At 41.9% G+C, this 13,590-nt stretch carries 13 protein-coding genes; 12 read left to right on the top strand and 1 reads right to left on the bottom strand.

All coding sequences use genetic code 11. The features are described 5' to 3' along the window. Nucleotides 1–196: 196 nt before the first annotated feature. Complete coding sequence (locus NK987_RS10565) at nt 197–1,891, bottom strand: hypothetical protein (protein ID WP_259263817.1); 1,695 nt, start codon at nt 1,889–1,891, stop codon at nt 197–199. 322 nt (nt 1,892–2,213) lie between these two features. Between NK987_RS10565 and NK987_RS10560 the strand changes: the two genes are divergently transcribed. From NK987_RS10560 to NK987_RS10505, 12 genes are all read left to right on the top strand, one after another. After that, nucleotides 2,214–3,179 carry a hypothetical protein gene (locus NK987_RS10560; RefSeq protein ID WP_259263816.1) on the top strand — a complete coding sequence of 322 codons (966 nt, stop codon included), beginning with the start codon at nt 2,214–2,216 and terminating at the stop codon, nt 3,177–3,179. 871 nt (nt 3,180–4,050) lie between these two features. Beyond that, complete coding sequence (locus NK987_RS10555) at nt 4,051–4,296, top strand: type B 50S ribosomal protein L31 (RefSeq protein WP_113924979.1); 246 nt, start codon at nt 4,051–4,053, stop codon at nt 4,294–4,296. 71 nt (nt 4,297–4,367) lie between these two features. Beyond that, nucleotides 4,368–5,567 carry a GlmU family protein gene (locus NK987_RS10550; protein WP_259263815.1) on the top strand — a complete coding sequence of 400 codons (1,200 nt, stop codon included), beginning with the start codon at nt 4,368–4,370 and terminating at the stop codon, nt 5,565–5,567. A 7-nt stretch (nt 5,568–5,574) separates the two neighbouring features. Next, nucleotides 5,575–6,723 (top strand): DNA polymerase III subunit, encoded by a 1,149-nt coding sequence (locus tag NK987_RS10545; protein ID WP_259263814.1) that lies wholly within the window; start codon nt 5,575–5,577, stop codon nt 6,721–6,723. A gap of 2 nt (nt 6,724–6,725) precedes the next feature. Beyond that, the gene (locus tag NK987_RS10540) at nt 6,726–7,157 is read left to right on the top strand and encodes an ATP-dependent zinc protease family protein (protein WP_259263813.1); all 432 of its coding nucleotides are present in this window, start codon (nt 6,726–6,728) and stop codon (nt 7,155–7,157) included. Further along, the gene (rimK, locus tag NK987_RS10535; RefSeq protein ID WP_258425148.1) at nt 7,154–8,086 is read left to right on the top strand and encodes a 30S ribosomal protein S6--L-glutamate ligase; all 933 of its coding nucleotides are present in this window, start codon (nt 7,154–7,156) and stop codon (nt 8,084–8,086) included. The genes NK987_RS10540 and rimK overlap by 4 nt, the downstream gene beginning before the upstream one ends. Continuing rightward, nucleotides 8,058–8,996, top strand: a complete 939-nt coding sequence (gene hemC / locus NK987_RS10530; RefSeq protein ID WP_259263812.1) for a hydroxymethylbilane synthase — start codon at nt 8,058–8,060, stop codon at nt 8,994–8,996. The genes rimK and hemC overlap by 29 nt, the downstream gene beginning before the upstream one ends. Continuing rightward, entirely contained in the window at nt 8,993–9,838 is an 846-nt protein-coding gene (locus tag NK987_RS10525) for a peptidylprolyl isomerase (protein WP_259263811.1), read from the top strand. Before hemC ends, NK987_RS10525 begins: the two co-directional genes overlap by 4 nt. Further along, on the top strand, nt 9,822–10,754 hold the full coding sequence (locus tag NK987_RS10520) for an SDR family oxidoreductase (protein WP_259263810.1): 933 nt from the start codon (nt 9,822–9,824) through the stop codon (nt 10,752–10,754). Before NK987_RS10525 ends, NK987_RS10520 begins: the two co-directional genes overlap by 17 nt. 39 nt (nt 10,755–10,793) lie before the next feature. Next, on the top strand, nt 10,794–12,182 hold the full coding sequence (locus NK987_RS10515; protein WP_259263809.1) for a sodium-dependent transporter: 1,389 nt from the start codon (nt 10,794–10,796) through the stop codon (nt 12,180–12,182). Between the two features lie 149 nt (nt 12,183–12,331). Beyond that, a complete protein-coding gene (locus NK987_RS10510; protein WP_258425143.1) occupies nt 12,332–12,703 on the top strand; it encodes a response regulator in 372 nt (123 codons plus the stop codon). A 290-nt stretch (nt 12,704–12,993) separates the two neighbouring features. Then, nucleotides 12,994–13,584 carry a PorT family protein gene (locus NK987_RS10505; protein ID WP_259263808.1) on the top strand — a complete coding sequence of 197 codons (591 nt, stop codon included), beginning with the start codon at nt 12,994–12,996 and terminating at the stop codon, nt 13,582–13,584. Nucleotides 13,585–13,590: the final 6 nt, after the last annotated feature.

Genomic DNA, 13,590 nt, shown 5'->3' with positions numbered 1-13,590 from the left:
AAATGCTTTTACGGATTAGGGGCGCAAGTTACGGAATAAAAATAGGTTTTTGTTTTCTGTTGAATTCCTGAAAATCCAATTTCACCCCAATAACCAAATAACCGTTAACCATTAACCATTAACCATTAACCAAATAACCATTAACCAAATAACCATTAACCAAATAACCAAATAACCATTAACTCAATAACCAATCCTAAAAATTAAAATCATTCCTCACCATATTCACCCTGATCGAAAACTGGGTAAAATTGGTTGACTCCGGGCTGGAAAGGTCTTCGGCGGTTCGCTTTCTGTAGCTATGACTCAGGTCCAAAAATACATTTTGCTTGACCATATAGCTCAGGTTCAGGTTGCCCATGATCACAGTATTTTCAACGCCCTGACCGATATAGTGACCATAGAGGCCTTTTCCTGTATTGGTTACGGTGCGGTTTTTCAGCACATCTTTGCCAAAGTTCACTTCCGGTGAAGGATCATCGCCATAGAATTGGTACAGGCCAGTAAATGTGGCAAAGAGACGCGGCAGAAACTCGGGCTGATACCTGATGATGCCAATGGCCTCCTTGAAGTTGGCACCAAGTGGGTGAGTGAGTGGTGTCCTGTAGTTGGAAAAGGACTGGTAAGGCCTTTTTTCCTGATAGGTATAAGGTCTTGCCTGATTGTATTCAAGTTGCAGGTCGAGATTTGGGATTTTTAGCACATCGATGTATTTATAACCCACCTGTATCCCATGTTTGTTTCGGGAAGAATTTTCACCCTCCAATTCAAAAAATTCGGTAAAGACAAATTCATTCAAGGCAAACTGTCCGTAAAGCTGCATGCCACGGGTCATGTTCCATTTGAGATCCGTGCCAAGCATCAGCTTGTCAGGTGAACCGCCCTGATGCTCTACCCACCGGTAAAAGATAATTGGATTGAGGTAGTTCCAGTCAAATTGGTCAGACATGATGGATTCAAATATACCGATGTTGAGCTTTTTCCCCAGATTGACACCAAGTCGGTGCATGGCAAACCATTTTTTGGGATAGCGGATTTTGTCTGTTGGCCGGCCCTGATTGTCAAAAAAGATGTCCGCAGTCTGCTGTGCCCAAAGGTTGGTCAACTGAAATCGCCAGATTTTAGTATTCAGCTTGAAAAACAGGTAGGGGTTGGAAAAATCCGAAAGGATCATAGAACGGTAACCTTCTCCTGTAAAGTTCCGGTCCTGACCAAATTGGGCTTCGATGTGCCTCGTGACATTGAAACTCAAATGTGCCCGTGCCGAAAAGAAGCCATAGCCGGTTTCATTGTACCTTTTCCAAAATCCTTCTCCCGGTATTGCACCGCTGTGTTCGGCAAAGTTCTTGACCCAAGAAGGAAAAATAGTCTGTGTGGAAGTCATAAAAGTATAGAAAGCGACCTTTCTGTCTATGCTTCCCCTGATTTCGATTCCCCGGGAATTGCGGAAGCGCATCTCATCTATCCCGGGCTCAAATCCTGCAGCAAGGTATAAAACCGGATTGATGTGGATGTCTACCACCGAATCACGGTAATGGTAAAAGTCGGCAGGTTTGGTGTAAAGGTGCTTCAGAAATGGTTTTTTGGAGGCTTCAGTTTCTCCGCTGATGAATTCCCAATTGTCGTTGCTCAGGTAGTTGAAGTTGAACTTGTCAGCTTTGGAGCGGGAAATATCAGCCTCAGAAAGTGAATCCAGAAAAGCCGCAACATGGTCTCTCCTGTAAGGTTTGAAGCCTGTATGAAAACTCGGGTTGTTTTTGCCGTCCAGGATTTCGTACCGCTCCAGCATATGGTAATAATCCCGGTTGAAAGGAACATAGGCACCTTGGCCAAAAACATCAAGGGTAAAAAAAGCAGCAAGACAAAAAGTCAAAAGGAATATTTTTTTCATAGGGGTGATGCTATAATGGTGTAAAGCTAAAAAAAACGGCGGAAAATGGAAGGAGAGGATCAGGTTTTCAAAGGATGGGATGTCTTTCTTTCTCAGAAAGAAAACTTTTTATGGGGGTTAAAAAATTATTCTCGGATTATCAACTGATTTGTTATACTCTTTTTTGAAATGGGACTGGTGATATTTCAGGCCCATAACATCCTTTTGAATAATGGCTACGGATATAGTTTGAGTTTTAATAATCCTAAAGTATCTTTAGCTCTAAAGAAAAGTTCTATTTCATTTAGATGGGAAAGACTTTATACCATAAACCAGTCTATTTATGAAAAGGCCCCGAGTTTTTAATTTTTCATTAGCCGTAAATTTGTTGTGTATTTGTTTTCTTTCCATCCATTCCGCCCAAGCTCAAGATAAGCGTTCGCCCTTTTATCAGGAAAACAAATACGCTGATTATCCTTTTATCACCTTCAGGGAAAATTTCTTAAACCAACCGGTTTACTTTATCAATGGCCAAAAAGCCAAGCCTCAGGAAGTCCGTGCTTACCTCGAAATCCTGCCCGGGGATGCACAGGATTTTACTGCAAACATTTCCAAATTACGAATCGGTTCTGCACTTTATTTTGCAGGACGAGCTGTTAGTTTGGGTACAATGGCTTACTTATTTACCACTGAATTGAGTCAAGAAAATTATACCACTTTCTTCTTGGTGACACTTGGTGGGGAGGTTTTGGAAAGTGTTGGTGGAGGCATGGAGCGCAATGCCAAAATGCACCTGTCCAATATTCTAGAATCTTACAATTATGTGATAGATAAGGACAGGTTAGGATCGCATTACCTGAAAATGAAAATTGAAGGAAACCTGATCGGCCAAAAAATCAACATCTATGACGGTCCAAATATGCTGAATAAAGCGCAAATCAGAACCCTGATGGAAAACAGGCCCGACATGTATGCGGACTACGAAAAAGCAATCCGAAAACAGACCTTCGCCAATGCTTTGGATTTGACAAGATTAGGCCTTCAGTTGGTGTTTACATGGTATTTCATTTCTCCACAGTTTCAATCTTCCACCCCTAATGATATCCTGCTGCCATTGGTTTTTACCAGCCTCGGACTGAGCATTGTCTCCGGTCAAGTCAAAAGGAGTGCTAGAAACCACACCAGGTCAGCCTTGGACAGGTATAATTTTGGAGCAGCAGCAGTTCCGTTAAGCAGAAATACCTTCTCCAACCCGCCAATAACCAATTTCATTTCGTTTGGGATTCCTTTGGAGGGACGGGGGAAATGAGAGGAAAGAGGCGAGAGGCGAGAAGCGAGAGACGAGAAGCTTTCGTTCCTACCATTTATGTGATCATTTAGGTCGTCACTCTTAGAGAAGCGAAGAGTCTTTATATTACTGATATAGAGTGAGATCTTTCATCCTTCCCGAAAAAAACGGGACAGGCTGTACCTCGGATTCAAGATGACGCAACAACAACCGTCATTCCTTTTCTAAACATTTACAAAATGTTGATACCTCAGGGTGACGGAATCCGAAAACTTGACAACCAGATAACTTGACAACCTGACAACCCAACCATTACAACAACTACAACGATTATAACCAAAATCCCCAAACCCTTTGCGTCCCTGCGTCTTTGCGTGATTCTTTTTCTTCAACAAACCCAAAATTCAAACCCAAATATAGAGAGACAAGAGACCCTTCGTACCTCAGGGTGACGGAATCCGAAAACTTGACAACCAGATAACTTGATAACCTGACAACCCAACCATTACAACAACTACAACGATTTTAACCAAAATCCCTAAAAATCTCTTTCACCTTCTTTGCGTCCCTGCGTCTTTGCGTGATATTTTTTTCTTCAACAAACCCAAAATTCAAAGCCAAGGACCGAGAGACAAGAGACCCTTCGTACCTCAGGGTGACGGAATCCGAAAACTTGACAACCAGATAACTTGACAACCTAACACCTAACCATTACAACAACTACAACAATTACAACCAAATTCCCCATACTCTTTGCGCCCTTGCGCCTTTGCGAGATACTTAATTCCTTCACCCGTCAAATTATTACCAAACAAGATTTGGATACATTTCAAAAAAGAAATAACTTTGTGCCTCATTTCGGAAAAGCGATAAAAAGATAAATAGCAATACAATGAAAAAAGACATTCATCCTAATTACAGAGATGTCGTATTTTACGATACTTCAAGCGAATATAAGTTCATCACCAAATCCACCATCCAGACTTCTGAGACGATCGTATGGGAAGATGGTAACACTTATCCGGTATATAAAGTCGAAGTAAGCTCTAACTCACACCCTTTTTACACAGGTAAGAAGATGATGTTGGATACAGCAGGTCGTGTTGACAAGTTCAACAAGAGATACGCAAAGAAATAATTTTACCAGCCTGCTAGCAGGTAAAGGTCTCCCGGAATCGGTTTTCCGGGAGACTTTTTTATTTTTGTACCATGGACAATCTGATTCTATTCGATGACCCTGCCATCCGGGGTTCTTTGTTGCCATTTACTTTTACCAGGCCTATCGGGGATATCCGGGTGGGGATTTTGAAGATTTCGGAGAAATGGGAAAAATACTCAGGCTACCAACCGGGGTTTTTGACGCAGGATTACCTTTCTGTAAAGTTTCCCAAAAAAGAAGGTGCTGCTTTGATGGTCAACGGAGCAGTTTGCCCGGATCAGATGCTTTGGTCAGCCATCCACCAACTGAAAAGCACCGAGTCACTTTGGTCCAATAACCTTTTGGTTGCTGCCTTTTCAGAAAAACCGGGTTCCTTTCATCCAGATCAGGCAAAATCTTTGACCAAAATCCAATACGAAGGAACGGTCACGGCCATCCAAAAATCATGGCATATTTTTCAGGTCAATGCTGCTGAGATCAGAAAAGATTATGAGATGATCACTGCAGGCAGACGGTCGGAACCTTTGGAAGATCCTCATACCATAGTATATAATGCTTCTCAGGTTTTTATTGAACCCGGAGCAAAAATCAAAGCCGCTGTCCTCAATGCCGAAGGCGGGCCGATCTATATCGGGAAGAACGCCGAAGTGCAGGAAGGTTCGCTGATCAGAGGTCCATTTGCGCTTTGCGAAGGTTCTACGGTGAATATGGGAGCCAAAATGAGGGGAGATACGACTGTGGGGCCTTTTTCAAAAGTTGGGGGAGAAATCTCAAATGCGGTTCTTTTTGGCTACAGCAACAAAGGACATGAGGGATTTCTCGGCAATGCCGTGATCGGCGAATGGTGTAACCTCGGTGCCGACACCAACACTTCCAACCTAAAAAACAACTACGCAGAAGTCAAAATCTGGGATTATATCAAAGGCGGATTTACCAATACCGGCTTGCAATTTTGCGGCCTGATGATGGGAGACCATGCCAAGGCAGGCATCAATACGATGTTTAACACCGGGACGGTCGTCGGTGTCGGGGCCAATGTTTTTGGCGACGGTTTTCCGAGAAATTTTATTCCATCATTTTCTTGGGGCGGCGCTTCCGGGTTCAGCACTTTTCAGGTGAGAAAATTTGAAGAAACGGCCATTGCGGTAATGAAAAGAAGGGGAATGGAATACAACCAAACCGAAAAAGAAATTATCCAAAAGGTTTTCGATTTGACAAGACATTACCGTATTTGGGACAAAGAAGCCTGATAAAAATATGCTGTTTTCATCTATTCCAGGATTGGAAGAAGTAAAGGAGAAAATTGTCCAAGCTGTCAAAAATAACCATTTGGCGCATGCCCTGTTGTTTCATGGGCCGGAGGGTTCTGCAAATCTCAAGATGGCAATAGCATTGGCGACCTATTCGCTTTGCCAACAACCCGGTGACAATGATTCCTGTGGGACCTGCCCTTCCTGCCAAAAAATGTCCCGGCTTGTCCATCCGGATATGAACTTCGTGTTTCCATTGGTGGGGGAAAGTAAGGAAGACGAGGATGAGGAAAATAAAGGAAAAAAGACCGACTTCCCATCCTCATTCAGAGGTTTTGCAATAGAGACTCCTTTTGGGAATGTTTCTGACTGGATTTACAAGAATAACTTTGAGAAAAAGCAGCTCAACATTTCTAAAGCAGCTGCAAAGCAGATCATCAAAACAATTTCGCTCAAATCATTTGAAGGCGGGTACAAGATCATGCTGATCTGGTCTTCGGAATATCTGAATGCCCAATCTGCAAATTCCCTTTTGAAAATATTGGAGGAACCGCCTGCCAAGACACTTTTTATTCTCGTGACTTCCCATCCTGAGCAATTGTTGACGACCATTCTTTCCCGAACCCAAAAGATCATGATCAGGGCATTTACTGATGAAGAAGTGATGCAGCACTTGATACAGGAGCATAAGATTTCAAGGGAAACAGCCATGCAGATAGCACCTTTGGCAGATGGGAATATGCGGGAGGCTTACAGGATGGTGGATCAGGTAGGTGATGAATTTACGCGGTTGGTCAGGGATTGGTTCCGTTCCTGCTATTCTGTGAATGTCAACGAGATGTTGGAATTTGTTGAAATATTCAGTTCCAAAGACAAAGAAGCCCAAAAATCCCTCCTTCTCAGCGGGATCAATGTGATGAGAGAAGTGATGCTGGACAAGTCACAATTGGGGGAATTGATGCGCAGTATTGAATCTGACCGTGAATTTATACATAACCTCGGTGTACATGTCCTCGATGAGGAAAAGCTTATGGCGATCTATCAGGCTTTGAATGAGACTCATTACCATATAGAAAGAAACGCCAATGTCCGGATACTTTTTGCTGATCTGTCATTCCGGATAGCTAGGATCATGAGACCTGCCCAAACAGCCTGACTATGAAAAAGACAATCGGTAGAAGGGAAAAAATTTACATCCCAATATGGGGTTTGAAAAATGTCAATGCCAAAATTGACACCGGTGCCTATACCTCCTCGATCCATTGTGAATTCGCAGAGGAGAAAATCGAAAATTCTATTCCGGTACTATATTTCAAAGTTCTTTCCCCAAACCACAAAAAATATAAAAGCAAAGTGATTCGGACTGAAGATTTTACTGAAAAGGTAGTAAAGAATTCCTTTGGTCAGGCAGAAGTCAGGTACAAAGTGAATACAAAAGTCGTTATGTTTGGGGAGGAATTTGATGCCGAATTTACCCTTACAGACAGGTCAAAAATGAGGATTCCGATATTGATTGGAAGGAAATTGTTAAGAGGGAGATTTTTAGTGGACGTAGATTCTATTAACCTGTCAAAGAAATCACAAAAATGAAGATTGCAATACTTTCCAGAAATCCACACCTTTTTTCTACCAAAAGGTTGATAGAAGCCATCAGGACTGCCGGGCATGAGGCTTTGGTCGTGGACCATTCCCTTTGCGATCTGATCATTGAGCAGGAGGGGCCTTATATCATCTACAAAGGTGAAAAACTGGAAGGTGTCGATGCAATTATCCCAAGAATCGGAGCTTCGGTCACCTTTTATGGAACAGCCGTAGTCCGTCAGTTTGAGTTGATGGGGGTATTTTCTGCGGTGGATTCTCAGGCGATTGTCAGAAGTCGGGACAAGCTCAGAAGTCTTCAGATCTTGTCCAAAGCAGGTCTAGGGATGCCAAAGACGGCATTTACCAATTTTTCCAAAGGAGGTGAAAAAGCCCTGATCGAAAGGGTGGGTGGGGCACCGCTAATCATCAAGTTGTTGGAAGGAACACAAGGATTAGGTGTGGTCCTTGCCGAAACCAAAAAAGCCGGACAGTCAGTCATTGAAGCTTTTCATGGGTTGAAAGCAAGGATCATCGTGCAGGAATTTATTAAAGAAGCAAAAGGAGCTGATATCCGGGCATTTGTCGTCAACGGCAAAGTAGTGGGGGCAATGAAAAGGCAAGGCGCAGAAGGTGAATTCCGATCCAACTTACATAGGGGGGGTGTGGCTACAGTTATCAAATTGACCAAGGAAGAAAAAGCCGCTGCCCTTGGCGCAGCAAAAGCCCTTGGTTTGGACATTGCTGGGGTGGATATGTTGCAGTCCGAGAGAGGACCTTTGATATTGGAAGTAAACAGCTCTCCCGGATTGGAAGGAATTGAGCAGGCCACTGGAGTGAATATCGCCGGAGAGATTGTTAAGTTCATAGAAGAATCTGTAGAGAAGAGAATTAATAAAAAGAAAAAAAAGAATGAACAAACCGATCCGGATAGGCACTAGGGGAAGTAAATTAGCCCTTTGGCAGGCGTATCACATCGCTGACCTTCTCAAAGCAAAAGGACTTGAAACTGAGATCGTCCAAATTGATACCAAAGGCGATAAAATCTTGGATGTCTCCATTGCCAAAATCGGAAGCAAAGGAGTTTTTACGGAGGAGTTGGAGGAGCAACTTACCACCGGAGCCATCGATATTGCCGTCCACAGTGCCAAAGACATGCAGTCCAAGTTGCCCGATGGATTTGAAATCATCGCTTTTACCGAAAGGGAAAAAGAAAATGACATCATACTAAGCCATCAGACAGATATCGACTATACAAACCCTGACAAACCCCTGCTTTTGGGAACATCCTCTACAAGGCGAGTGGCCACACTGAAGCATTTTTATCCCCACATCAAAACCGTTGAGGTAAGGGGAAATCTTCAGACAAGGATCGCCAAAATGGAAGCGGGACTTTGTGATGCCTTGTTGCTTGCGTATGCAGGGGCACACAGGATGGGCTACAACAACATGATCCGCCATGAACTTTCATTGGATGAATTCACCCCGGCTGTGGGTCAGGGTTCTGTGGCGATAGAGTCTTCTGTAAACCTAGACCCCATGCTCAAGTCAAAAATCATTGAAGCCTGTCACCATGAAGCTACAGGCTATAGATTACTTGCAGAAAGGGCATACCTGAGGGTTTTGGAAGGCGGTTGCAGTATACCGGTTTTTGCTCTGGCAGAAAATGAGGCAAACAAACTTCTTCTCAAAGGAGGAATTGTTTCCCTAGATGGTTTCAAAAGGATTATTCACCAAGTGTCGGGCCCATCATCTCAGGCTGAAGAGTTGGGAAAGGAATTGGCCAAATTGGTATTGGAAAGTGGAGGCGATGAGATATTGAAACAAATTAAATCAGATCTGAAAAAATGAAAAGATTAAGTTTTATTCCTGTTGTATTATTGGTTTTGGCACTTTTTTCCTGTTCGGTCGAAAAGGATTATGTCATCAAAATACAAACAAAGCACGGTGACATGTACGCGGTTTTGTTTGATGAGACGCCAAAACACAAGCAAAATTTTATTGAATTGGCCGAAGCGGGAAGGTTTGATTCAACAGAATTTCACAGGATCATCAAAGATTTTATGATTCAGGGAGGAGATGTATTTACCAAAGAGAAACTTCCTGCAAATACTTGGCCGACAATAGAGGCGGAAATTGTTCCCGGATTGATCCATAAAAAGGGGATGATAGCCGCTGCGAGGATGGATGACAAGGTTAATCCTGAAAAGAGATCTAGCGGTTCGCAGTTTTATATTGTTCAAGGAAAAACCTACGCCCCTGATGAATTAGTGACAGACATGGAGCTTTTGTCGGAGACCTATTTCAAGTATATTCAATTGGGCAGTAACGTAGCCTTGAAAGAGGAATATGCCAGACTCTATGAAGCTCAACAGTTTGACAGTCTTAGACAAAGGATGCTTTCTGAAAAGGCCAATCTGGAAGCTTTTTACAATTTGAATTTAGAAGAGCCAATGACTCCCAAACAGGTACAAACCTACACCACAATCGGAGGTACACCCCATTTGGATGGAGAATACACCGTCTTTGGGGAAGTGATCAAGGGACTTGATGTTATGGAAAAAATTGCATCTGTTCAGACAGGGCAAAGAGGTAAACCACTTGATCCCATTTATATGAAGGTCACAGTGGAATTGATTTCAAAAGCTAAAATCTCCAAAGAATTCGGCTACGTCTATGAAATCAATAAATAAAAAAAAGGTTTTGATCACCGGGGCAAATGGGCTCTTGGGACAAAAATTAGTCGGATTTTTAAGATTAGATGATTCTGTAGAGGTGATTGCAACTGGAAAGGGACCATCAAGATTACCCAAAAAATGGGTAGGAAGTTACTCTTGGGTAGAGTTAGACATCACAGATAGAGACCAGGTTTTGCAAGTCTTTTCTATTACAAATCCTGGCACAGTGATTCATACCGCGGCGATGACTCAAGTCGATGACTGTGAAAAGGACATGGAAGGGTGCAGGATTTTGAATGTGGAGGCAGTCAGGTATTTGATCGAAGCTTGTGAGAATAATAACACCCATCTGATCCACCTTTCCACGGATTTTATTTTTGACGGAGCTGATGGGCCTTACACAGAGGAAGCTAAAGCCAATCCGGTTAATTATTATGGAGTTACAAAAATGGAAGCCGAAAACCTTTTGGTTCAATCAAAAATCCCTTGGGCGATTGTCAGGACAGTATTGGTATATGGAATTGCCGAGGACATGAGCAGATCCAATATTATCCTTTGGGTCAAAAAATCATTAGAGGAAGGGAAGAATATCAAAGTTGTGAATGACCAATGGCGAACTCCGACATTGGCAGAAGACCTTGCGGAAGGCTGTATTTTAATCATGAAAAAAGGAGCAACGGGGATTTTCAATATTTCCGGTTCGGATTTTTTGACGCCATATGACATGGCGATTCAGACTGCTGAATATTTCGGACTTGATAAAAGCTTGATTACTGAGTCGGATTCCACACTTTTTACACAGCCAGCCAGGCGTCCGCCACGAACAGGTTTTATAATTGACAAGGCAAAGAAGGAACTTGGGTATTCCCCCAAATCTTTTTTGGCTGGGATTGGTATTTTGGCAAAACAACTTAAATTAGCCGATTCTTAAAAATAAAAAATTAATCAAATCACAAGTAATTGATAGACTATGGCGATTAAAACAGATGCTCCAGGTAGGGGTCAATTCGGCTCAAGTTTTGGGTTTATTATGGCTGCTGCCGGTTCAGCGGTAGGTTTGGGTAATATTTGGAGGTTTCCATACCTCACAGGACAAAATGGTGGAGGTGCCTTTGTATTTGTTTATGTCCTCTGCGTATTGCTTATCGGACTTCCACTTTTGCTCAATGAAGTTTCTTTGGGGAGATTGTCAGGTAAAAACCCCATAGGTGCTATCAGAGGTACAGGTGGAAATAAATTTTGGCAGCTTGCAGGTATCCTTTGCGTTTTGGTTTGTTTTTTTGTGTTGAGTTATTATTCAGTGATTGCCGGGTGGACGCTTGGATATATTTTCACCGAAGTAATCAATATCCCAGTTGATTTTGAGGAGTTCCAAGAAACCCCGATGTATATCATTCCTTTGACATTTGCCTTTATCTTGATGACAATCGGAATTGTATTGGGCGGTATTTCAGGTGGTATTGAGAAGGCAGCAAAATTTTTGATGCCTCTCTTGCTGATCATTGTGGTCTTTATTGCGGGTAGAAGTGTCACCCTTGAAGGTGCAAGTGCCGGTATTGAATATTACCTGAATCCTGATTTCTCAAAGATTAATTCCAAAGTTGTGCTTCAGGCTTTGGGACAGGCTTTCTTTTCCATGTCTGTAGGTTGGGGTCTGATGATTACTTTTGGTTCTTATCTTCCCAAAAACGGTAATATTGTTGCTTCCTCTGGTTGGATAGCAGGAATGGATACTGCGGTGGCCCTGATGGGTGGTTTGATGGTTTTCCCTGCTTTGTTTGCTTTGCTTCCTGGAAAAGATCCTGCTGCAGGTCCTGCTTTGGTTTTTGATGTATTGCCAAAGGTTTTTGATGCTATGCCTGGCGGGAATATTATAGGTGGACTCTTTTTTCTCTTATTGATGGTAGCGGCCTTGACTTCTACGATTTCTATGTTGGAAGTACCGGTTTCCTATTTGATTGATGACAGAAAGTGGAGCAGGAAAAAAGCAGCCTGGATTGTCGGGATTGCGGCCATGGCTCTTTCCATACCTTCCGCTATGTCTTCAATCGAAGGAAGTATATTCAACAGCATGTCTATATCATTTTTGGGCAATACCAAAATCGGATTTTTTGACATCATGGATTTCACTTTCGGTACTGTTGCAGTGGTGGTGATTTGTTTGATGTTAAGTTTGTATACAGGTTGGGCGAAGAAAATCGGGGATTTTGCCGATGAAATTGCACAAGGATCTCCCGGATTTAAGGGTGCGGCTAGAAAAACATGGGTATTCTTTATCAAGTGGGTATGTCCTGTTGTCATTGCTTTGGTATTGTTAGACCTATTGGGCGTATTTGGAACCCCACAAGAAGGTGGTTGATATCATTTCAAAAAAATAATTTAAAAGGGCCAATTTTTTGGCCCTTTTTTTGTTTTGAGTAATCAAATTTGCTTTTTGTTTAAAAAATAGCCTTATTTAAGGGTATTACCCACAAAGCGTTTTTATCACCCGGTCACCTGATCTGACATATGAAAGTTTTAGTAGTCGATGATGATGCTATAAACAGACTGATCCTTCAAAAATTATTTGAAAGGAGAAACAATACTGTTGTGACTGCACAAAACGGGCAGGAGGCACTTGATTTGTTTGTAGGTGATGATGAAATCAATATTGTAATCACTGATATCATGATGCCTGAAATGGACGGTATTGAACTCCTTGCTGAAATCAAACAAAGAGATAAGACCGGACAGATTCCAATTATCGGATTTACCGCAGGGGATATCGATTATTTTAGAAGTATTACTGTTATTCCATTTGACCGATTATTGCCAAAACCGATGGATTATACTGAGTTGTATAATATTGCCAATCAGTTTGTATTAGATAGGGCATCCTAATTTTTTCAGGTCCAAATATACCTTTTCAAGTTTTTTCGGCATTTAAGGGGTTAATGATTACTGTCTGGATTGAATTTGGTCATTTGTCAAAGCCTAGAGTAGGAATTCCATCGGTTAAATTAATAGGACTTTTAAACTGTTTTCGATTAAGGAATTCTAGACTTTCAAACAAAAGATTAATCATTTAACCGTTTTATCCGGGACTTTTATTCGAAGCATAAAAAATCATTTTTTTTGCAATTTCCTGTTTTTTACTCGTTAAATTGTCGAGAACTTAAACATCTGCGACAATGAAAAAACTTATTTTCCTCATTTCTTCGATGATTCTTAGTATTGGCGTTTATGGTCAGGACTTTTCCATAGGCCCTAAAGCTGGGATTTCATCTGCAAATATTCACGTTAACGGCGATGAATTTGAATCAGGAAGTAATGAATTTGGCTATCATTTGGGACTTTTTGTCAGAATGGGGGGAAGTTCCATCTTTGTTCAGCCCGAATTCCTTTATACCAACACAGGAGGATCTGTGATCAAAACTGACAATGGAAATACCGAAACTTCATTTGATGCAAATTTTGACAGGTTCGACATTCCTCTCATGTTCGGATTTAAGTTTTTCGATTTTTTCAGGGTTCAGGCAGGGCCGGTAGCGACGATTCTGGTGGATTATACAATCGAAGATGCCTTGAATGTGCCTTTGGATTTGGATTACAAAACGTCCACATTTGGCTATCAGGCTGGCATTGGCCTCGATGTGGGTAATTTGATTTTTGACCTCAAATACGAAAGTTCCCTGAGCAAGATTTCAAAAAGTTCTCCATTATTCCAGACCGACCAACGCCAAAATCAAATCATTTTATCAGCAGGTTTTAGATTGTTCTAAAAAAAA

This window comes from Aquiflexum gelatinilyticum (genome assembly GCF_024813435.1).
In the GTDB taxonomy this organism is placed as follows: domain Bacteria; phylum Bacteroidota; class Bacteroidia; order Cytophagales; family Cyclobacteriaceae; genus Cognataquiflexum; species Cognataquiflexum gelatinilyticum.
This window is presented reverse-complemented; position numbering and strand designations above follow the sequence as displayed.